Consider the following 20961-nt stretch of genomic DNA (forward strand, 5'->3'; position numbering starts at 1 on the left):
TGCTCTCGGGGCGGCGCGTGCTATAAACCGCGCCGCCCCGTTCCTTTTTCGGGGACGAAGAGTTACGCCAGGAGACGGTCATGAACTTCCTCGACTTCGAAAAGCCGATTGCCGAACTGGAAGGCAAAATCGAGGAATTGCGCCATTTGAGCGACAGCGATGAGATGAATATCGCTGAGGAGGTCGCGCGCCTTCAGGCCAAGGTGGAGAAGCAGCTGCGCGCCACTTATGCCAAGCTGACACCTTGGCAGAAGACCCAGGTCGCGCGCCATCCCGACCGTCCGCATTTCTCGAATTACGTCTCTGCCCTGGTGCAGGATTTCACGCCGCTGGCCGGCGACCGCACCTTTGCCGAAGACCGCGCCATCATCGGCGGCCTGGGCCGTTTCCGTGGCCATTCGGTGATGGTCATCGGCCATGAAAAGGGCCACGATACCGAAAGCCGCGTGCGCCACAATTTCGGCATGGCCAAGCCCGAAGGCTACCGCAAGGCCAAGCGCCTGCTGGAAATGGCCGACCGCTTCGGTATTCCGGTCATCACCCTGGTCGATACCGCGGGTGCCTATCCGGGCGTCGAGGCCGAGGCGCGCGGCCAGGCCGAAGCCATCGCCCGTTCCATCGAAGCCTGCCTGAACATCCGCGTGCCGCTGATTTCGGCCATCATCGGCGAAGGCGGCTCGGGCGGCGCCATCGCGCTGGCGGCGGGTAATACCGTGCTGATGCTGGAACATTCCGTCTATTCGGTGATCTCGCCGGAAGGCTGCGCCTCGATCCTGTGGCGCAGCGGCGAGGCCGCCAAGGATGCCGCCGAGGCCCTGCGCCTGACCGCCCAGGACCTGCACAAGCTGGGCGTCATCGACGATGTGATTCCCGAACCCCTGGGCGGCGCCCACCGCAATGCGCAGCAGGCCATCACCGCCCTGGGCGATGCCGTCGAGGCGGCGCTGAAGGATTTGTCCGGTCTGGAGGGCGGCGTCCTGCGTGCCCGCCGCCGCGAGAAGTTCCTGGAAATGGGCAAGCGCGGCCTGGCCTGAGGCCAAAAGGGGCCGTCCCGGCCCGCTGAAAACGATCCCGTCTCGTTATCTCGGCCCCTCGCGGAAGCGGGGGGCGCATCGCTTCCCGCTTCCGCGGGAATGACGGGGCAGAAAAAGGCTTCGTCAGCACTCAGGAGGCAGCCGGACAGGGCCTCCTTTTCTTTCCTACGTCACCGGCAGGGCAGGCTGCTGCACAGTTTGGCCGCCCGCAGATAGGCGATCCCGGCATCCATGGCGGCCTGGGGGATGGGCGCGTCTTCGCCTAGATAGGATGGGGTCTGCCAAGCGCGTTGCAGGGCATAGAGATTGCTCTGTCCCTTGATGACCAGGAACATGGACAACTCGCCCCGGCCGGTCAGCGTGTTCAGCGGGCATTGCACGATCTGGAAGGCGGCTTCCTGCTGCGCCATCAGGCCTTTCTGGATGTCCCCGAAGCGCGGTTCCTCGCAATACTTCTCCAACTGGCCCGGGACGCTGGCGAGGAAGAGGTCGGGCGGCATGGTGCTGAGGCCGTGCATGACCTGGACCACGACCATATCGCTCCAATCGTCCAGATTCTGCCCCTCGGGCACGAACTGGCGGATCTCGGCGGTGCCCTGGCGGGTGTCGTAGGCCTTTTCCCAGCCGGGTGGCGGCTCGAGATACAATTGTTCCTGCGCCTGGGCGGTGGCCGGCAGGGCGAAGGCGGCCATGCATAGGGCGGCGGCGGTCCAGGCGACGGCAGCGTCTTTACAGGTAAGGCTCATCATGTCCCGATGGGTTCGGACGGTTTCATCCTTGGAATGTCACAGGCAAAGCCGACTTTTTTAGGGCCGAGTTTCGATCTCATTAGAGGCGGAGACTGGTCCGGAAGGGATATTTGCTCTAGGGTGGTGGATCTTTCGGACTCCTCAATGCGCGATATTCTTCGCCCCTTCTTGGGGAAGGGATATATCAGAAAGATTGTGCTGATTTGGAGGAATCCTCGCAACGCGCATAAGATTCGTCTTCAAATCTTGTGGCACGGGTGTTATGTCTGCCACCAATCGGAGGTGGTAATAAGTGCAGACTCACCAGATCATGGAAAAAATCCCTGGCCGTCCTCATCCCATCGATATCCATGTGGGCAGTCGCGTCCGCATGCGTCGTACTTTGGTGGGCATGACCCAGGATCAGCTCGGTCAGGCGCTGGGCATCACGTTCCAGCAGGTTCAGAAATACGAACGCGGCACCAACCGTATCAGTGCCAGCCGCTTGCATGACATGGCCTGCATCCTGGGGGTGCCGGTATCCTTCTTCTTCGAAGAGATGCCCGTCGGCCAGAATGCTGCGCCGGCCCAGGCCGATGACGACGCCGACCCCATGGGAAAGCGCGAAACATTGGAACTGGTGCGGGCCTACTGGCGCATCACCGACCCCCGCCTGCGCCGTCAGGTCTATGACCTGGCCCGCGTCCTGGCGGATGCCGGTGGCGGCAAGGAATAAGCCTCGGCCCGTCCGGGCATGAGGCGGCGATAGGCGAGAGCCTCGGCTACGTGAATGCGGCCGGGGCTCTCTTTTCCTTCCAGGTCGGCCAGGGTACGCGCGACGCGCAGGACGCGGTGATAGCCGCGTGCCGAAAGACGCATCCGTTCGGCGGCTTCGGCCAGAAGCTGTCTTCCGGCGGCATCCGGCTTTGCAATTTTATCGAGTAATTCCCCTTCGGCTTCCGCGTTCGTGCGGATGCCGCGTCCCGGCGCCAGCGCCTGGAAACGTTCCCGCTGGATCGCGCGGGCCGTGGCGACACGGGCGGCGATTTCGGCCGAGCCCTCGGCGGGCGGCGGCAGGGACAGATCGGCGGGGCTGACCGCCGGCACATCCACATGCAGATCGATCCGGTCGAACATCGGGCCTGAAATCTTGGCCTGATAGTCCAGCCCGCATTTGGGCGCGCGGTTGCAGGCCTGCGCCTCGTCGCCGAGATAGCCGCAGCGGCAGGGATTCATCGCCGCGATCAGCTGGAAACGCGACGGATAGGTGACATGGGCCTGGGCCCGGGCCACCGTCGCCCGGCCGGATTCCAAGGGTTGGCGCAGGGCTTCCAGTGCCCCGCGCGAGAATTCGGGCAATTCGTCCAGGAACAGCACCCCCAGATGGGCCAGCGACACCTCGCCCGGCTTGGCACGATGCCCGCCGCCGACCAGCGAGGCCGTCGAAGCCGAGAAATGCGGGTCGCGGAAGGGGCGGCGCTGCATCAGCCGGCCCTGGTCGAGATGGCCGGCGACGGAATGGATCATGCTGACCTCCAGCGCCTCGGCCGGGTCCAGCGGCGGCAGCAGGCCGGGCAGGCGTGCCGCCAGCATCGACTTGCCGGAACCGGGCGGGCCGATCATCAGCATGTTGTGACCGCCTGCCGCCGCCACTTCCAGGGCGCGCTTGGCGCTTTCCTGGCCCTTGATGTCGCGTAGGTCCAGCAGAGGGGCAGCGTCCTCGGCCAGTTCCGGCACCGGCGGGGCGAGGATCTGCACGCCCTTGAAATGATTGACCAGCGCCAGCAGGTCGCGCGGGGCTAGGATGTCGCTGCCGCCCGCCCAGGCCGCTTCTCCCCCCTGGCTGCCCGGGCAGATCAACCCGCGCCCGGCGGCATTGGCGCCGATGGCCGCGGGCAGCACCCCGGCCACGGGCGCCAGCCGTCCGTCCAGCCCCAGTTCGCCCAGGATGGTGTAGTTGAACAATTCCTCGCCCGGCAGGACGTTCATGGCCGCCAGCAGGGCGCAGGCGATGGGCAGGTCGAAATGGCTGCCTTCCTTCAGCACGTCGGCGGGAGCCAGATTGACGGTGATGCGCTTGGGCGGCAGGGCCAGGCCCAGGGCGGTCAGCGCGGCGCGCACCCGCTCGCGCGATTCCCCCACCGCCTTGTCGGGCAATCCGACCAGCGTGAAGGCGGGCAGGCCGCTGGCGAGTTGGACCTGGACATCGATCTCCAGGACCTCGATCCCCTGGAAGGCGACGGTTTTGACGCTTGAAACCATGGCTGTGCCGTTCCCCCAATGCACACGCCATAGTAGGCGATGCGGGCGGGAATGGCTAGAGAGGCGCTCGGTCTGCGAGAGGGGCGTCGCCGGATGTTTCGGCGCGCCAGAGGGTGGGGTAGTGCCGGATGAAGCCCGAGGGGCCGACCTCCAGCAGGCCTGATAGCCGACGCTCGGCGCCTCGTACCAACATTCCGTTTCCGTCCGCCGCTAGCATGGATCTGCCCGACCCATGCACGGCCGATCTGCAGCATGTTATCAGCGCCAGTCCTTTCTCAATGTAGGGGCGCCTACCTTTATCAGCCAATTTACTAAATTATCTTTCCAGTTCACTTAATTTTCGCTATGGTCCGGTTGTCATGGTTGGAGAGAGAATTTAGTAAACCAGTCGAAGGGGTCCCAAATGAACGGTGCTGCTCTTGTGCAACTCGCATTGAATGCCCTCTCCTGCACCCAGAAGGAACTCGCAGTGCGCCTTGGGGTGTCTCCCACCCAAATCAGCAAGTGGAAGAGCGGGGAACACATGTCTAAGGACATGGATGACAAGCTCCGTAAGATGAGCGGGATCGGTGACAAGGACCCGCAATTTGTTGTTTGGGCAGGTTCCCTCGATGCAGCAGATAAATGGGAAAAGGTCATTCGTCTCCTTGCGGACGCTGCTCAAGAAGAAGCTGAAACGGGCTACGTCACTGAGCCTCTAACAGATGACATGGGATTACTTCCTTGGCACACATTCCATGTTCTTAGGAAGATGGGGGTCGAACTTCCGAAAGAATTTCCAAAGGAAGTCGAGGGCGCAATTGGTTTAAATGAGGAAGATGATTCTGCCTCCGACCTCGATTCTCGGTGGGAGGCGATGATGGAGAATCCGTATACGTCTCTTATTTACAAAATATACAAGTCACTAAACGACGTTTACGGTTTCTACGCTGCCTACGTTGAGGGTCTGGTTTACGATGAGAGCCTGGATATATTTGAAATTGGGTCCCAAGTCGATTCTTGCCTTTTGGAGTTGGCGGCGGCAAAGCTCGATGAAAAGCCCGTGATGGCAGCCAATTATGACGCCTTTAAATGGAACACGCTGCAGGACTACGAAAAGTGGCTCAACACTGTAAAGGAGAAGGCTTTCCGCGCTGGTGTGCCGCTCAGAGCAGAGCTTCTCGACTTGGCCTATGGCTCTGCTGGTGAGCTTGGGAGCGAGGCTGAGGCTGAAAGTCTGGGGCTTAACAAGGGGCGTCTTCACCCCGACATCTACATGAACGAACTGTTGGTCGGCATGAGAACGATTCACCAAGTGCTGCCCGCGATTCTCAAGAAGTTGGGCATAAGCGAGGAATTCAAGCTCGACGCGTCAGAGTTTCGGGTGAACAGTCGGAGGTAGTGCTAGGGATGCTGGGGAGTGGCATGGCGTCAACCTTATACCCGCCACTCCCTAGCATCAGCGTAAGCGTGTATAGTTGCTCCGAGTGACGCATGACCAAGGTTCGTCAGCAGGTCGCGCGATTCCCCCACCGCCTTGTCGGGCAAACCGACCAGCGTGAAGGCGGGCAGGCCGCTGGCGAGTTGGACCTGGACATCGATCTCCAGGACCTCGATTCCCTGGAAGGCGACGGTTTTGACGCTTGAAACCATGGCTGTGCCGTTCCCCCAATGCACACGCCATAGTAGGCGATGCGGGCGGGAATGGCTAGAGAGGTGCTCGGTCTGCGAGGGGAGCGTCGCCGGATGTTTCGGCGCGCCAGAGGGTGGGGTAGTGCCGGATGAAGCCCGAGGGGCCGACTTCCAGCAGGCCCTGGTAGCCGACGCTCGGCGCCTCGTACCAATATTCCGTCTCCGTCCGCCGCTCATAGCGTTGCGGCAGCAGGACCAGGCGGTTCGTCGCCGGGTCGAGCCAGGCGACATCGATTTCTGCGCTTTGGCCGACGGCCAGCGGGACCCGGCGAAGCTGTGACAGATTGGTCGCCGGGGTGAAACCGAGATCGAGGTCGAGGCAGGAATCCACGCCGGATTGCGGCGTGCCGTTCAGGATCCAGATCCCGTCGCTGCGGGTGATCTGCTGCTCCACGCCGTTCCGGCCGATGAAACCGTGCAGCGCCCCATGCAGGCTTTCCCAGTCCGCATTGCATTCCACCAGGTAATGCAGGCATGCCGGCTGGCCGTCATGGCGGAACACCGACGTCCCCTGCAGAAGCCAGGTCTCGCCCGTATGCTTCAGGGAACAGGCGTCATGGCCGGGGGCATCGAGCCGCCGCCATAGGATGGATGCTGCAAGAGGCATGGCGGGGCCTAGGCGGACGGCGCGTCTTCGGGCGCTTCTCGGGTGAGGTCGTGGCGGGCCATGGCGGTCCTTCTGTTCCCTTTTCCTTCAAGGGGCAGGAACAGGGTGCGCCCATCGCCTGTCTTGTTCAAACCTTCTTCGGTCGTTCCCCCCTTGGGGGCTTCCGGCCTCTCTCAAGAGAGAGGCTCACTCCTTGCGCAGCCCCAGCCAGGGGCCGCAGAGGCGCAGGACCAGCGGGTTGACCGCATAGACCATCCCCAGAACCATGACCGGCACGATGAACAGCGCCTTGAGCCAATGGGGCGCATTGGCCAATTCCGCGGGCAGCAAGTAAAGGATGCAGACGATCAAGGGATAGGCGCCCGCCATCATGGCCAGGGCGTAACGATGCCGTTTCATAACTCTCTCCAGAAAGGACTTTCCGTTTATAGCAAGGGGGACCTTCTCTTCAAACCTTGGCAGGATCTCTGCGCTGGACTTTTCAGGGCCGGAAGCTGGGCTATACTCGGAAACGGGACCGGGCGCGCCGCGTCCGGCGGCAGGGCGAGGCCGGGTAGGGATGGAATATCGGCTCCAGCGCATGGATGTGGGCCTGGTGGTCCTGGACGAGAGGCGCAATATCGTCTCGCTCAATCCGGCCGCCTCGCGGCTGCTGGGCGGCGTGGAGAGCCGGATCGGCCGTCCGATCCAGGACCTGCATGGGCCGGGCAGCCGCGAGAAGGTGGAATTGCTGCTGGAGGCGGCCAAGCGTCCCGATGCCCCGCCCTCGGCCACCTCGATGATCGTCGCCTTGCCGGGGCGGATGGTGGTGGCCAAGGTGACCTCCCTGCCGTGGGATGGAAGGTCGGCCACGGTGCTGATGCTGTTCGACCTGGGAGAGGCGCCCGCCGGAGCGGCGGCTCCGGAAAAGGAGCCCTTGGTGAAACTGCCGGTGGCGACGCGGCATGGCGTGGCCCTGATCGACCCGCCCGACGTGGTCTACCTGCGCGCCGACGGCCATTATTCCACCGTCCATACCGCCGAGGGCGCCTTCCTGTGCAGCTTGCCTCTTTCCGAACTGGAACGGCGGCTGGACGGACGGCAATTCGTTCGCTCGCATCGAGGCTATATCGTCAATCTGGTCCATGCCCAGGCATTGGAGAGGATCGGGGACCGGGCGGAATTCATCATGGCCGCCCCAGGGGCGCCGCGCGTTCCGGTCAGCCGGGGGCGGATCGAGGCATTGAAGAAGCGCCTGGCCTTCTGACCCTCCGCAATTCGTGCATGCAGGCGGTGCTTCGCGCGCCGCAGCCGCCGCTCGGAGCGCGGTGGCTTGTCAGGGCGGGCGGTGTTGGCAATAGAGAGAGCTTCGCGTTCTTCTTGCCATAGGGCCTGCCATGGATGTTCCCGCCACGACCGACCGTTACAAGACTTTCCAGGGCATCGATTGCGAGGGCAATTCCCGCCAGGTGATCGAGCGGGTGCTGATGCATATCAATGACCCGGCGAAGACGAACGCCTTCTGGGAAAGGTTCAAGCTTCGCCTGGCCGAGGCGGAAAAGCTGCATGCCCGCCGCGCCGATGAACTCTGCCTGGCCTGCTCGCACACCTATTACATCGAGGAATTGTTCGAAGAATACGAGGATGCGGTCGGCCTGGAATTGTTGCGCAAGCTTGAAGAAGAATGCTGCTGAATTTCTGACCAGAATCGGCCTTTCCCGCCCTTCTGCTGTCTCCGGCAGGTAAGGCGCGAGGGAGACAGTGTTGAGCATCTTGAGAACTTTCCTCATCGAGCTGTGACTAACGGAAAGAGACTGTTGCGGAGAACCGCGCTACTTCCGGGAGATCACACGAAGATGAGCGAGCGTTACAAGGCGTTGATCGAAGCCCTTTGCGTGCAAATGAACATCGGCAATGCCGCCGGCGTCTATGAGAGCGGCATTCTGGATGTCGAAGGGCAGAACATCTTTCTCGAGCTGAGTGAAGCGGACGGGACGGAAGAGGTCCTCGTCTATTCCGACCTTGGCGCCATCCCCCAGGAGAAGGCCGGAGAAATCCACCGCAACCTGCTCGAGGCCAACCTGCTGTGGGCCGGTACCGGCGGTGGCACGCTCGGTCTTCATCCCGATACCGGCTCGGCTGTTCTGGCCTATCGCCTGCCCGTCGAGGGCGTGACCGGCGAGGCCTTGGCCGCCGTCATTAGCCAGTTCGCCCGTGTTTCCCAGTTCTGGCGCGATTTCATCGCCTCCGGCGGAGAAGGCGGCGGCGGTGGAGAGGGCGGGGCGCCCGATTTGCCCCAGGCCCCGAACATGGTGCGTGTCTAATCCGGGCGGAAAGGGAGTCGAGCCATGGTGAATATAAACGCCAATGTCGGCGTGACGACGCCGTTGCTGGGGAATCATGCGGGGGTGCAGGGCGGCGAGGTCCAGCCCCAGCAACAAGACAATGCCGGCGGAGTCCGCACTGGCATCCGGCAGCAGGTGGAAAGCCTGCGCCAGCGCTTCGTCGATACGTTCCAGCGCATCACGCATACCGGCAATCACACCGCCGACAAAGTGTTCGCGCGCCAGAACCCCTATGTTGCCGCCCTTGCCGTACCGCCGCAGGCGGGCGAGAACGGCTTTACCGATAACGGTATTCTCGCGCGCCATGGCCAGGCGATCGAGCAGAAGCTGCAGAATTACTGCGAAGCCATCGGCACCAAGGTCACGCCGCAGGAATTGCGCGCCCTGATCAATACCGGGGAACATCTGGTCAATGCCATCACGCGCGGCGACGTCGAGGGCGGCACGGTCCATATCAACGTCAACGGCCAGGATTACGATATCCCCAGCAGCCTTCATACCACCCGCGCCATCAGCTGGTACCTGACGGCCAAGACGGCGGAGCTGGAGATCCTCGATGGCGGCGACCACATGGTCACCAGCGGCTCGCTGGTGATGAAGGACGAGGGCAACCGTCTCTACGATTTCCTGAACGCCAACCCGACCTCCTATGGCCGCATCTCGACCCATTTCAACGAGCGTAGCGCCAGCGGCAGCGCTTCCTTCGGCAATGTCGGCTTCTCGGGCTTGTTCGGCAACAAGCCGGTCCAGCGCGGGATCGAGGATTTCGGAAACCGGCTGCCCTCGGGCAAGGGGGCGGTGCTGTTCGACAAGATGCAGAACGAACAGATTTTCATGAAGTTCGAGCATGGCGGCATGCCCAAGATCTTCCGCATGACCGGCGAGGCCCACCATACCACCGGTCAGAAGATCGCCAATGCCTTCCGCAGCCTCGGGCGTTGCTTGGAGCACTCGCTGAGCTTCATCACCTCGCGCTTCAACACCTCGGCGGTCGGCTTCGGCATGCATCGCGAGCATGTGCACAAGGATGCGACGCGCGATGCCGTCTGGGACCCCTTCGTCAAGCTGACGAAAATGATGGAGCCCCATAACCCGGCCGTGAACCAGCTGGAGGATGTGGTGAACCAGGCCAAGAAATACGGCACCGACTACATCGACCAATTCCTGGGAAGCATGCAGGGCTACAAACCGGTGCCGGGCAAGGAGGAGGAATTCGAGCAGACGCTGGCGGCGCTGAAGGACTCGATCAGCCGGTTCAAGGACGAGCAGGGGCCGAATTTCGGCGTCGAGCGCAAGGGGATGGAGACGCATATCTCGCTGGAAACCTATCCCAGCGAATTGTTCACCGACGACGCAAACCCCGAGCCGCTTTACACCATCCGGCTCGACTGACAAGACTGGGCCAGCCGCCCCGGCTTCCTTCCGAGGGAAAACGGGGGCAGGGCGGCTGGCCGCTTTCTTGCCTGAAAAAGAAATCCCGCCAGGAGCAAAAACCGGATGAAGGCTTCCGGTGCATTTGCTTCGGCGGGATTTTTTGGTGGGCGCGGCGGGACTTGAACCCGCAAGTCATCAAAGACGCTCGATTTTAAGTCGAGTGCGTTTACCATTTCGCCACGCGCCCGGTCCCTTGGGTCATGCTCCCGATCCGTGATCGAGAGGGCAGACTTTAACGCGACAGACTCGCCGAAGTCCATACCGCAGCGCAAGGTGATCGTTGCGGGATCAATGAGCGGGAGGCGGGCCGAGCAGTGCCGTCAGGCCGGTGGCCAGGGTTCCGCGCCAGTGCAGATAGTCGTGGCCGCTGGCATATTCCCGGTGCTGGACGTCATAGCCCTTGGCGCGCAGCACGTTCCGCAGATGCCGGGTGGCCTCCAGGATGCCGCCCCGCATGCCGCGAGTCTCGAAGAGTCCAGCTTCCAGGTAGAACCTGACGGGCTTCTTCGGCGCGGCCGCGAATTGCCGCGTCAGCCATTCCGGTTCGCCTTCTTCTCCCACTGCGTCGGGCGCCCACCAGAACGAGCCCGACTGGCTGTAGACATTGCCGAACCATTCCGGATGGTGGAAACCGGCATGGGCGGCGGCAAGCCCGCCATAGCTGGACCCTGCGATCACCGTCCGGCCTGCCTCGGCGGAGAGCCCCTGTTCCCGCGCCCAGGGCATCAGTTCCTCCGCCAGGAAGCGCAGGAATGCGGGATTGGGCGGCAGTTCGGCCGAGCGGGCGGCGTTGCTGGGATTGCCGATCAGGATCGCCGCCGTGGGAGGAAGCCGTCCCGCCGCGATCAGATTGTCCAGGATCACCGGCGTCGGCACCTCCTCGACATAGCGTTCGCCGTCGAAGGCCACCAGCAGGGCATTGCCCGGGGCGCCCGGCTGCCAGCCCGGTGGGCGGTAGAGGTGGATGTCGCGGCTGTTGCCGAGAATGTTGCTGGCGAAACGGAGCGTTTCCACCTGGCCGGCCGGGACGTCCGGGCGGGGGGCGATCCAGGGCTGAGCGGGGGCGCCGGGCAGTTCCAGCACGGAACTGCCGTGGAAGCGGTCCACCGGATCGGCGGGGAAACTGTGCCGGTTGAAGGGGTCGCGCTGCGCCGTCGCCAGGATCGCCCGGCGGCGTTGCGTCGCCGGGGCGTTCAACTCGGGCACGTCCGGGGCCAGCCGGTAGCCCAGCCGCGTATCGCGGGGAAGGCGATAGCTGCGATACCAGATGTCGGAGCGGCCAAGGCGGTGCAGCCCGTCATGTTCCCCCGTGGGCGCGCCGAACAGGCGGACGGAGTGTTCGGCCCCGCGCCACAGGAAGGTGACGAGAAGCTGGTCCTCGGCCAAGGGCGGCTCCACCCCCTCGGCTTCGACGAGCGGGGTGCCCAGGCTTTCGATATTCCGCCAGAAGCTGCTGCTGTCGCCGCCCTCGGTCAGACGCTCCGTCATGGCGCGCAGGATGGGGCTTTCGATGCTTGCGGGGGGCGGGGCGACCTGATCGGCGAGCGGGACGACCTGGGCGATCCGCAGCCTGTATTCGCCCGGTTCCACCGCCTGGACCTCCAGGGCATAGGGCGGATGATCGCCGACGACGAACATGAAATCCTGCCGCTCGCCGCGGCCATGGGCCAGGACCCGGAGCGCCTCGCCCGATGCGTCGCGCAGGATCAGGCGCTTGCCCGTCCCTTCAAGGCTGCCCTGAACGAAGGCTCCCTTTTCGGCATCGAGCCGGTGGGTCCGGCTTTGCCCGGAGTCCAGGCTTCCCTCGCTGTGTCCGCCCGCAGGTAACAGGGGCGAGACGGCCGCGATTTCCGAAGCGGATGCCGTCGTGGCGGCCAGAAGAAGGGTCCAGCACAGAAGAAAGCGCAGGCAGGCAGGAAACATGAACCGCAACCGTGAGAGGTGGAGTGGAAAGGGGGCTACCCTAACCATCGCGGCTGTTTCATGCAACCGATTCTCATTTGCATGAAAGCGGGTCCGTGCGGAGCCGGAAGGGAGGTCAGTACTCGTCCTTGCCCTGGCTCATGATGCCGACACCCATACCGACGCTGCCGAAGGTGACGAACAGGCCGAAGAACAGCAGGCCGATGACCAGGAAGGGATTGTCGCTGCGCAGCGCCAGGCTGCGGATCTGGGCGATGTCGTAATAGAGCAGGGCCAAGCCGAAGATCAGGCCGCCGGTCAAGCCATAGGCCAGGTGCTTCAGCAGGAAGATCAGCATGGTCTTCTCGTGACGCTGCATCTTCTCCTCAGCCTTCGCCGTCTTCCCAATCGGCACCCAGGTCCTGCGCCAGCTGGCGGACCTCTTCGGCGGCCTCGGCAAGCAAGGCGGCATCGGCGCAGCGCAGGACGATCGCCGCGCCCAGCCGGTCTTCGCGGATGAAGGGATAGCTGCCGATCTCGACGCGGGGGAAGCGCGACTGGATCTCGGCCAGGCCGGCGGCCAGCGTGCCTTCCGGCGTCCAGACCGTGACGGTCTGGGACAGCATCTTCTTGCCGCCCACCAATTGCGGACGCAGGAAATCGTACATCGCCTGCATGATGCGCGGCACGCCCGCCAGCACGAAGACATTGCCGATGCGGTAGCCGGGAGCGGCGCTGATGGGATTGTCCACCAGTTCCGCTCCGGCGGGGATGCGGGCCATGCGCAGGCGCATGTCGTTGATGCCGCCGCTGGCGCGCTGTTCGGCGCTCTTGTAATAGGCTTCCAGGCGGCGCACCGCTTCCGGGTTCAGCTCCAGTTCGACGTCGAAGGCCTGGGCGACGGCTTCCGAGGTGATGTCGTCATGGGTGGGGCCGATGCCGCCGGTGGTGAAGACGTAGGAATGGCGGGCGCGCAATTCGTTCAGCGCGGCGATGATCACGCCGTGGTCGTCGGGAATGATGCGCACTTCCGCCAGGCGGACGCCGTCGTCGTTCAGCGCCGCGGCCAGGAATTGCACATTGGCGTCGCGGGTGCGGCCCGACAGGATTTCATTGCCGATCACCAGGATCGCGGCGGTGACCTCGCTTTCGCGCTTCATAGCCAGTCCCTCAAGATGGCCACCAGCGGGATGTCGGCCGGCGGCATGGGTAGGGCTGCCATCTGGTTGGGGCGGACCCAGCGCAAGGTCTGCCCCTCGCGCGCGGCGGCCTCGCCCTTCCAGATACGGCAGACATAGAGCGGCATCAACAGGTGGAAGGTATCGTAGTCGTGGGAGGCGAAGGCCAGCGGCGCAAGGCAGCTTTCGCTGGTGTCGATGCCCAGTTCCTCGCGCAATTCCCGCACCAGGGCTTCCTCGGGCGTCTCGCCGGGATCGATCTTGCCGCCGGGGAATTCCCAAAGGCCCGCCAGCGACTTGCCCGGCGGACGCTGGGCCAGCAGCACGCGGCCTTCGGCATCGACCAGGGCGCAGGCGGCGACCAAAACATGGGGCTTCGCCCCTTGCGCGGCCAGCCAGTCTTGGCGGGACAGGGACAGCTTGCGCATCATGGCGCTGCGGTTGCGCGCCGGCAGGTCGGCCAGTTCCTCGCTTTCGAAGCGCAGGCCCAGCTTTTCCAGCACCCGGGCAGAACGGGTGTTCTCGGCCAGGACACTGGCCCAGACGCGGTCCAGCTCCAGGTTGCGGAAGGCCAGGCGCAGTATGCGGCGTGCCGCCTCGGTGGCGTAGTTCTGGCCCCAGCAGGACTGGCCGACCCAATAGCCGAGTTCGGCGCTCTTGCCGTCGATGATCAGTCCCACGCAGCCGATGACCGCCTTGTCGGTCAGGCGTTCCATCGCCAGCACCACGGCCCGCCCGGCCTCCTGCTCGATGGCGACCTCGGCGATGAAGCCTTCGGCGGCGGAGAGGGGATAGGGATGGGGAATGTCCGAGGTGGTGGCGGCTACCGTTCCGTCGGCCAGCAGGGCGGTCAGCCGGGGCGCATCCTCGGGCCGCAGGGGGCGCAGGCGCAGCCGCCCGGTGTCGAGGATCTGGCCGCGCCAGCCGCGTGAGGCGGCGGCGCAGCCCATCATGTCGCTCTCGCCGCTCACGTGCGGTACGCGCCGTTGATCTCGATATAGCCGTGGGTCAGGTCGCAGGTCCAGACGGTGGCCTTGCCCGACCCCACGCCGACATCCACCTCGATCAGGATGTCGGTGCCCTTGAAATGGGCCTCGACGGGGGTTTCGTCGTAATCCGGAACGACCTGGCCGTTCTTGGCCACCTGCACGCCGCCCATGCGGATGCTCAGGCGGTCGCGGTCGGCCTTCTCGCCGGCCTTGCCGACCGCCATGACGACGCGGCCCCAATTGGCGTCCTCGCCCGCCACGGCGGTCTTGACCAGCGGCGAATTGGCGATCGCCAGGGCGATGCGCTTGGCCGGCTTGGCCCCGGCGGCGCCGGTGACCTTGATGGTGACGAACTTGGTCGCGCCTTCGCCGTCCTTGACCACCAGATGGGCCAGTTCCAGCAGCACTTCATCCAGTTTCTTGCGGAAGTCCCGCAGCAGCCCGTCCTTGGCCGAGGAAACCTTGGGATGGTCGGCCTGGCCGGTGGCGAACAGCATCAGCGTGTCGCTGGTCGAGGTGTCGCTGTCGACGGTGATGCAGTTGAAGCTCTTGTCGCAGCCCTTGGTCAGCATCTCCTGCAGCACCTCGGCCGGGATGGCGGCATCGGTGAAGACGTAGGACAGCATGGTCGCCATGTCCGGGGCGATCATGCCCGAGCCCTTGGCGATGCCGTTGATGGTGACCGTGGTGTCGCCGATGCGGGCGGTGCGGGTCGCCGCCTTGGGGAAGGTGTCGGTGGTCATGATGGCCCGCGCCGCTTCGGCCCAGGCCTCTTCCTTCAGCGCCGCCGGAGCGTCGGGCAGGGTGCCGGTGATCTTCTCGTCGGGCAGGGGGACGCCGATGGTGCCGGTGGAGGCGACGAAGACCTCGCGCGGGTCGCAGCCGAAGACCTCGGCCGCCTTGTCCACCGTGCGCTTCACCGAGGCCACGCCCAGGGCCCCGGTGAAGGCGTTGGCATTGCCCGAATTGACCACCAGCACGCGGGCCGTGCCCAGGCCTTGCGCCTCGCGGCACCACAGGACGGGGGCCGAGGCGGTCAGCGAGCGGGTATAGACGCCCGCGACCGTCGTGCCCGGCGCCAGTTCCGCCACCAGCAGGTCAGGACGGCCCTTGTAGCGGATCTTGGCTTCGAAGGCGCCCAGCTTCACGCCCTTGACGACGGGAAGCTGGGGGAAGGTGGCGGGAGCGAGGGGCGAGATGGCAGTCATGGTGGTCTTCGGGCTTTGCTTTTAGGGCCTTACTTGGCGGGATTGCCGTTGATGTCGAACTTCTTCACCTGGGCGCTGTCGCGCAATTCCTTGACCATGGCGACGATCACTTCCTCGGCCATGGCGGCATGGAGCTGCTCGCGCACTTCCTCGAAGGCCGGCGGCTCGGCCATGCGCTTGTCCTCGACCTTGATCACGTGCCAGCCGAACTGGCTCTTGACCGGATTGGCGCCGACGGTGCCCGGCTCGATGCTGAAGGCGGCCGCCGAGAATTCCGGGACCATTTCCTCTTTCTCGAAATAGCCCAGGTCGCCGCCATTCTGGCTGCCCGGATCCTTGGACTTCTCCTTGGCCAGCTCTTCGAAGCTGGCGCCCTTGTTCAGCTGGGCGATGATGTCCTTGGCTTCCTTTTCGGTCTCCACCAGGATGTGGCGCGCGCGGACTTCCTCGCGCGGTTCGGCCTGCTGGATCAGCTCGTCATACTTGGCCCGGACCTTCTCCTCGGTCAGGGTCTGGTCGACGCGCTTGGCCAGATAGGCTTCCTGCAGCAGGCGGTTTTCCATCTCGCGCAGGCGCTGCTTGAGCTGGGCGTCGTCCTGCAGGTTCTGCTTGCGCGCTTCGGCGGCGATGATGCGGCTGTTGATCAGGTGGTCCAGCAGCTGGTCGTAGACCATTTCCAGCGGCACCTGGGCAACCTGGGGAATCGAGTTCTGCAGTTCGACCAGTTCAGACTTGCGGATGTCCTTGCCGTTTACAGTGGCCACCACGGGGTCGTTGGCGAAGGCGGGGCTGACGAAAAGGCCGGCGGCGAGGGCAAGGGCCAGGGTGCGCGGGGCGAAACGGGGCATCGGCATGTCCTTATTGGAAAACATCGGCGCCACCTCTGGGGCCATGGGCCCGCTTGCGGCGGTGGGGAAAGCATAATGCACAGAGATTGTGACCTTACAAGCGCGCCATTGGGACGATAATGTGGTGGGACCTTCACTCGATGGCCTATTTTCCATTCTTGCAGCCTCTCCGGCAGGCTGGTACGGCCCCGTCGTTGACAGATTATCCCCTGGGTTCTATGTGTTTGACCGTCGCGACACAGGTCTTGTGTGGCCGGCCATCTCTGTTTGTCGAGGATACTTCATGTTCGGCGCTATCGCCCGGCGGCTTTTTGGGACCGCCAATGATCGTTTCCTGAAAACCCTGCGTAAGGACGTCGAGGCCATCAACGCCCTCGAGCCCGAATGGGAAAAGCTGAGCGACGACGAACTCCGTGACAAGACCCGGCTGTTCCGCGAGCGCCTGGAAAAGGGCGAGACGCTGGACGACCTGCTGCACGAAGCCTTTGCCACCGTGCGCGAGGCCGCCAAGCGCGTTCTGGGCATGCGGCCCTTCGATGTGCAGCTACTGGGCGGCATCGTCCTGCACAAGGGAATGATCTCCGAGATGAAGACGGGGGAAGGCAAGACGCTGGTCGCCACCCTGCCGGTCTATCTCAACGCGCTGAGCGGCAAGGGCGTCCATGTGGTGACGGTCAACGACTACCTGGCCAGCCGCGACGCCGAGATGATGGGCCGCCTCTACGGCTTCCTCGGCATGTCCACCGGCATCATCGTGCACGGCATGGACGACTTCCAGCGCCAGACCGCGTATCGCGCCGACATCACCTATGCCACCAACAACGAGTTGGGCTTCGACTATCTGCGCGACAACATGAAGTTCCGCCTGGAAGAGATGGTCCAGCGGCCTTTCAACTACGCCATCGTCGACGAAGTCGACTCGATCCTGATCGACGAAGCCCGCACGCCGCTGATCATCTCGGGCCCGACCGAGGACAATTCCAGCCTCTATGTCGCCGTCAACAAGCTGATCCCCAAGCTGACGGAAGAGGATTACGAGAAGGACGAGAAGGTCCGCGCCGTCACCCTGACCGAGCAGGGCGCCGAGCATATGGAGCAGCTGCTGCGCGAGGCCGGGCTGCTGGTCGAAGGCAACCTCTACGACCTGGCGAACGTGTCGCTGGTCCACCACGCCAACCAGGCCCTGCGGGCGCACAAGCTGTTCACCCGTGACGTGGACTACATCGTCAAGAACAACAAGGTCATCATCATCGACGAATTCACCGGTCGCATGATGGAAGGCCGCCGCTATTCCGAAGGCCTGCACCAGGCGCTGGAAGCCAAGGAAGGCGTGAAGATCGAGAACGAGAACCAGACCCTGGCCTCGATCACCTTCCAGAATTACTTCCGCATGTATCCCAAGCTGGCGGGCATGACCGGCACGGCCATGACCGAGGCGGGCGAATTCGCCGAGATCTACGGCCTGGAAGTGGTCGAGATCCCGACCAATGTGCCGGTGGCGCGCCGCGACGAGGACGACGAGGTCTATCGCACCGCGCGCGAGAAATTCGACGCCATCGCCGCCCTGATCGAGGATTGCCGCGCCCGCAAGCAGCCGGTCCTGGTGGGCACCGTGTCCATCGAGAAGTCCGAGCTGCTGTCCGGGATCCTGCGCAAGAAGGGCATTCCGCACAACGTGCTGAACGCTCGCCACCACGACCAGGAAGCCTATATCGTCGCCCAGGCCGGCGTGCCCGGCGCCGTGACCATCGCCACCAATATGGCCGGTCGCGGCACCGACATCCAGCTGGGCGGCAATGTGGAGATGCGCCTGAAGCAGGAACTGGCGGACATCACCGACGAGGCCGAACGCGCCAAGCGCGAGGCCGAGATTCGTGCCGAGGTCGCCGAACTGAAGCAGCAGGCGTTGGAAGCCGGCGGCCTGTATGTCATCGCCACCGAACGCCATGAAAGCCGCCGCATCGACAACCAGCTGCGCGGCCGTTCGGGCCGTCAGGGCGACCCGGGCGCATCGAAGTTCTTCCTGTCGCTGGAAGACGATTTGATGCGCATCTTCGGCTCGCAGCGCATGGATTCCATGCTGCAGAAGCTGGGTCTGAAGGAAGGCGAGGCCATCGTCCATCCCTGGATCAACAAGGCCCTGGAAAAGGCGCAGCAGAAGGTCGAAGCGCGCAACTTCGACATCCGCAAGAACCTGCTGAAATACGACGATGTGATGAATGACCAGCGCAAGGTCATTTACGAGCAGCGCAAGGAGCTGATGCAGGAGACCGACGTCTCCCAGACCATCACCGATATGCGCCACGAGGCGATCGAGGAAATCGTCTCGCGCTGCATCCCGGAAAAGGCCTATGCCGAGCAGTGGGACGTCAAGAGCCTGCACGAGGAAGTGCTCCGCGTCACCGGCCTGGACCTGCCCATCGCCGAATGGGCCAAGGAAGAAGGCATCGCCGAGCAGGAAATCCAGCAGCGCATCACCGAAGCCGCCGACCGCAAGATGGCGGAAAAGGCCGCCAATTACGGCCCCGACGTGATGCGCATGGTCGAACGTTCGCTGCTGCTGCAATTGCTCGACCAGTCCTGGAAGGACCACCTGCTGACGCTGGATCATCTGCGCCAGGGCATCAACCTGCGGGCCTATGCCCAGCGCGATCCGCTCAACGAATACAAGGCCGAAGCCTTCAACCTGTTCGAGAAGATGCTGAACGACCTGCGCGAACGCGTGACCGGCGTGCTGTGCCATCTCGAATTGCGCGTCGATCCGCGCCAGCCCCCGGCCATGCCCGAGCCGCCGCGTCCGCGCATGACCGAAACCCGCCAGGACCCGGCCCTCGCCGCTGCCACCGGCGGTGCGGTGCTGCCCACCGATGCGGCCGGCCAGCAGGCGCTGGCCGAACTGGACCCCAACAACCCCGCCACCTGGGGCAACGTGCAGCGCAATTCTCCCTGCCCCTGCGGGTCGGGCAAGAAATACAAGCACTGCCACGGCGCGCAGTAGGTAAGACGGAAAACGCGGGCTTCGGCCCGCGTTTTTTTCTTGGGGCCAGACGTGGGGCCGGGGCCGCCCGCCACGAATCGTCACCCCCGCGAAAGCGGGGGTCCATGTTGGGAATCGTGAAGATATGAGCCGCTGAATATGGATGAAGCGGCCCCATGGACTCCCGCTTTCGCGGGAGTGACGAAGAAAAAGAGGTTTGTCAGCATTTTGAAATGCGCGCTTCGGCCCGCGTTTTTTCTTGGGGCGGGGCGTTCAATCATGCTTCGAGGCGCCGCTTTAGCGGCGTCTCGATGGAGGAGGCGGGCCAAAGGCCTTGATCGCCCCTGCTGGATGCTGAAGTCCCGGCGGTTGTGCCCCGATCCCTTGCAAGGCCTTGCCGCCCGCGTGCGATCTCCTATACTGCGCCCCTGTTTTTTATCCCCCCTCTCGAAAGGGCGAATTGTCATGAAGGGCGAAGTCAAAAAGGTCGTGCTGGCCTATTCCGGCGGCCTCGATACCTCGATCATCCTGCGCTGGCTGCAGGATACCTACCAGTGCGAGGTGGTGACCTTCACCGCCGATCTCGGCCAGGGCGAGGAGCTGGAGCCCGCCCGCAAGAAGGCCGAGATGCTGGGGATCAAGAAGGAGAACATCTTCATCGACGACCTGCGCGAGGAATTCGTGCGGGACTTCGTGTTCCCCATGTTCCGCGCCAATGCGCTGTATGAAGGCGTCTATCTGCTGGGCACCTCGATCGCCCGCCCGCTGATCTCCAAGCGCCAGATCGAGATCGCCAACCAGGTCGGCGCCGACGCCGTGGCCCATGGCGCCACCGGCAAGGGCAACGATCAGGTGCGCTTCGAGCTGGGCTATTACGCCCTGAAGCCCGAGATCAAGGTCATCGCCCCGTGGCGCCTGTGGGACCTGAACTCGCGCACCAAGCTGCTGGAATACGCCGAGAAGCACCAGATTCCGATCGCCAAGGACAAGCGCGGCGAGGCGCCCTATTCGACCGACGCGAACCTGCTGCACATCTCCTATGAAGGCAAGGCGCTGGAAGATCCCTGGGTCGAGCCCGACGAGGACATGTTCACCCGTTCGGTCAGCCCGGAAAAGGCCCCCGACACCCCGACCTATGTCGAGATCGAGTTCGAGAAGGGCAATGCGGTCGCCATCGATGGCCAGCGCCTGTCTCCGGCCGCCCTGCTGACCAAGCTGAACGAACTGGGCGGCGCCAACGGCATCGGTCGCCTGGACCTGGTGGAGAACCGCTTCGTCGGCATGAAGTCGCGCGGCGTCTACGAGACCCCCGGCGGCTCCGTCCTGATCGTCGCCCATCGCGCCATCGAGAGCATCACCCTCGACCGCGGCGCCGCGCATCTGAAGGACGAGTTGATGCCGCGCTATGCCGAGCTGATCTATAACGGCTTCTGGTGGTCGCCCGAGCGCGAAATGATCCAGACCATGATCGACAAGGCCAGCGAGATGGTGAACGGCACGGTGCGTCTGAAGCTCTACAAGGGCAATGTCACCGTGGTCGGCCGCAAGTCGCCCAACTCGCTCTATCGCCTCGACTACGTCACCTTCGAGGAAGACAGCGTCTACAACCAGCGTGACGCGGAAGGCTTCATCAAGCTCAACGCCCTGCGCCTGCGTCTGGCGAAGATGGCCCGCGGCTAAGCAAGCTCTGGTTTTTTAGCGGGAAGAAGAAGGGCGGGCGCAATCCCGCCCTTTTTTGCATCCTGGGGGCCAGTCTCCTGACACAAGGCTGTCAGGAGGAGGGGCGTATGAAGGCGTCA

Annotated in this window: 19 protein-coding genes, 1 tRNA gene and 1 pseudogene; 9 read left to right on the forward strand and 12 right to left on the reverse strand. The window is 63.9% G+C overall.

Annotated elements, in window-relative coordinates; all coding sequences use genetic code 11:
* Nucleotides 1-80: 80 nt before the first annotated feature.
* Entirely contained in the window at nt 81-1034 is a 954-nt protein-coding gene (locus EPD66_RS14790; protein WP_142849292.1) for an acetyl-CoA carboxylase carboxyltransferase subunit alpha, read from the forward strand.
* Nucleotides 1035-1204: 170 nt separating this feature from the next.
* On the opposite strand, the gene EPD66_RS14795 is transcribed toward EPD66_RS14790, so the two are convergent.
* Nucleotides 1205-1783 (reverse strand): hypothetical protein, encoded by a 579-nt coding sequence (locus EPD66_RS14795; RefSeq protein ID WP_142849293.1) that lies wholly within the window; start codon nt 1781-1783, stop codon nt 1205-1207.
* Nucleotides 1784-2093: 310 nt separating this feature from the next.
* Between EPD66_RS14795 and EPD66_RS14800 the strand changes: the two genes are divergently transcribed.
* Nucleotides 2094-2498 (forward strand): helix-turn-helix domain-containing protein, encoded by a 405-nt coding sequence (locus tag EPD66_RS14800; RefSeq protein WP_142849358.1) that lies wholly within the window; start codon nt 2094-2096, stop codon nt 2496-2498.
* On the opposite strand, the gene EPD66_RS14805 is transcribed toward EPD66_RS14800, so the two are convergent.
* Entirely contained in the window at nt 2450-4024 is a 1575-nt protein-coding gene (locus tag EPD66_RS14805) for a YifB family Mg chelatase-like AAA ATPase (RefSeq protein WP_142849294.1), read from the reverse strand. The genes EPD66_RS14800 and EPD66_RS14805 overlap by 49 nt on opposite strands.
* Nucleotides 4025-4427: 403 nt before the next feature.
* On the opposite strand from EPD66_RS14805, the gene EPD66_RS14810 reads away from it, so the two are divergent.
* Nucleotides 4428-5405, forward strand: coding sequence for a helix-turn-helix transcriptional regulator (locus EPD66_RS14810; protein WP_142849295.1), 978 nt, complete (start codon nt 4428-4430; stop codon nt 5403-5405).
* A gap of 113 nt (nt 5406-5518) precedes the next feature.
* Here the strand turns inward: EPD66_RS14810 and EPD66_RS24825 are convergent.
* The 3 genes and pseudogenes from EPD66_RS24825 to EPD66_RS14825 all read right to left on the reverse strand — a co-directional run.
* Nucleotides 5519-5656: pseudogene (locus tag EPD66_RS24825) on the reverse strand (ATP-binding protein); the annotation flags it as partial.
* 55 nt (nt 5657-5711) lie between these two features.
* Nucleotides 5712-6302: a putative glycolipid-binding domain-containing protein gene (locus tag EPD66_RS14820; protein ID WP_142849296.1), complete on the reverse strand. Its 591-nt coding sequence runs from the start codon at nt 6300-6302 to the stop codon at nt 5712-5714.
* Between the two features lie 186 nt (nt 6303-6488).
* Nucleotides 6489-6701 (reverse strand): hypothetical protein, encoded by a 213-nt coding sequence (locus EPD66_RS14825; protein ID WP_142849297.1) that lies wholly within the window; start codon nt 6699-6701, stop codon nt 6489-6491.
* 160 nt (nt 6702-6861) lie between these two features.
* Between EPD66_RS14825 and EPD66_RS14830 the strand changes: the two genes are divergently transcribed.
* The 4 genes from EPD66_RS14830 (at nt 6862) to EPD66_RS14845 (ending at nt 10018) form a co-directional block, all read left to right on the forward strand.
* Complete coding sequence (locus EPD66_RS14830) at nt 6862-7548, forward strand: LytTR family transcriptional regulator DNA-binding domain-containing protein (protein ID WP_142849298.1); 687 nt, start codon at nt 6862-6864, stop codon at nt 7546-7548.
* A 130-nt stretch (nt 7549-7678) separates the two neighbouring features.
* Nucleotides 7679-7975: a N(2)-fixation sustaining protein CowN gene (cowN, locus tag EPD66_RS14835; protein WP_142849299.1), complete on the forward strand. Its 297-nt coding sequence runs from the start codon at nt 7679-7681 to the stop codon at nt 7973-7975.
* 162 nt (nt 7976-8137) lie between these two features.
* On the forward strand, nt 8138-8605 hold the full coding sequence (locus tag EPD66_RS14840; RefSeq protein WP_142849300.1) for a CesT family type III secretion system chaperone: 468 nt from the start codon (nt 8138-8140) through the stop codon (nt 8603-8605).
* A 24-nt stretch (nt 8606-8629) separates the two neighbouring features.
* The gene (locus tag EPD66_RS14845) at nt 8630-10018 is read left to right on the forward strand and encodes a hypothetical protein (RefSeq protein WP_142849301.1); all 1389 of its coding nucleotides are present in this window, start codon (nt 8630-8632) and stop codon (nt 10016-10018) included.
* A 143-nt stretch (nt 10019-10161) separates the two neighbouring features.
* Here the strand turns inward: EPD66_RS14845 and EPD66_RS14850 are convergent.
* The 7 genes from EPD66_RS14850 to EPD66_RS14880 all read right to left on the reverse strand — a co-directional run bounded on the left by EPD66_RS14850 (nt 10162) and on the right by EPD66_RS14880 (nt 16185).
* Nucleotides 10162-10247: transfer RNA gene (locus tag EPD66_RS14850), tRNA-Leu, on the reverse strand.
* A 101-nt stretch (nt 10248-10348) separates the two neighbouring features.
* Nucleotides 10349-11983, reverse strand: coding sequence for an enterochelin esterase (gene fes, locus EPD66_RS14855; RefSeq protein WP_142849302.1), 1635 nt, complete (start codon nt 11981-11983; stop codon nt 10349-10351).
* Between the two features lie 115 nt (nt 11984-12098).
* On the reverse strand, nt 12099-12341 hold the full coding sequence (locus tag EPD66_RS14860; RefSeq protein WP_142849303.1) for a hypothetical protein: 243 nt from the start codon (nt 12339-12341) through the stop codon (nt 12099-12101).
* A 7-nt stretch (nt 12342-12348) separates the two neighbouring features.
* Complete coding sequence (locus EPD66_RS14865) at nt 12349-13122, reverse strand: molybdopterin-binding protein (RefSeq protein WP_142849304.1); 774 nt, start codon at nt 13120-13122, stop codon at nt 12349-12351.
* Nucleotides 13119-14111 (reverse strand): bifunctional GNAT family N-acetyltransferase/(deoxy)nucleoside triphosphate pyrophosphohydrolase, encoded by a 993-nt coding sequence (locus tag EPD66_RS14870; protein ID WP_255448508.1) that lies wholly within the window; start codon nt 14109-14111, stop codon nt 13119-13121. The genes EPD66_RS14865 and EPD66_RS14870 overlap by 4 nt, the downstream gene beginning before the upstream one ends.
* Complete coding sequence (argJ, locus tag EPD66_RS14875) at nt 14108-15337, reverse strand: bifunctional glutamate N-acetyltransferase/amino-acid acetyltransferase ArgJ (RefSeq protein WP_142849305.1); 1230 nt, start codon at nt 15335-15337, stop codon at nt 14108-14110. Before argJ ends, EPD66_RS14870 begins: the two co-directional genes overlap by 4 nt.
* Before the next feature lie 29 nt (nt 15338-15366).
* Nucleotides 15367-16185: a peptidylprolyl isomerase gene (locus EPD66_RS14880; protein WP_221930990.1), complete on the reverse strand. Its 819-nt coding sequence runs from the start codon at nt 16183-16185 to the stop codon at nt 15367-15369.
* Nucleotides 16186-16468: 283 nt separating this feature from the next.
* Between EPD66_RS14880 and secA the strand changes: the two genes are divergently transcribed.
* Both secA and EPD66_RS14890 read left to right on the forward strand, forming a co-directional pair.
* Nucleotides 16469-19183: a preprotein translocase subunit SecA gene (gene secA, locus EPD66_RS14885; RefSeq protein WP_142849307.1), complete on the forward strand. Its 2715-nt coding sequence runs from the start codon at nt 16469-16471 to the stop codon at nt 19181-19183.
* Between the two features lie 444 nt (nt 19184-19627).
* Nucleotides 19628-20842, forward strand: coding sequence for an argininosuccinate synthase (locus EPD66_RS14890; RefSeq protein WP_142849308.1), 1215 nt, complete (start codon nt 19628-19630; stop codon nt 20840-20842).
* The last annotated feature ends 119 nt before the right edge of the window (nt 20843-20961 follow it).

The organism is Telmatospirillum sp. J64-1, assembly GCF_006980715.1.
GTDB lineage: Bacteria > Pseudomonadota > Alphaproteobacteria > Rhodospirillales > Magnetospirillaceae > Oleiliquidispirillum > Oleiliquidispirillum nitrogeniifigens.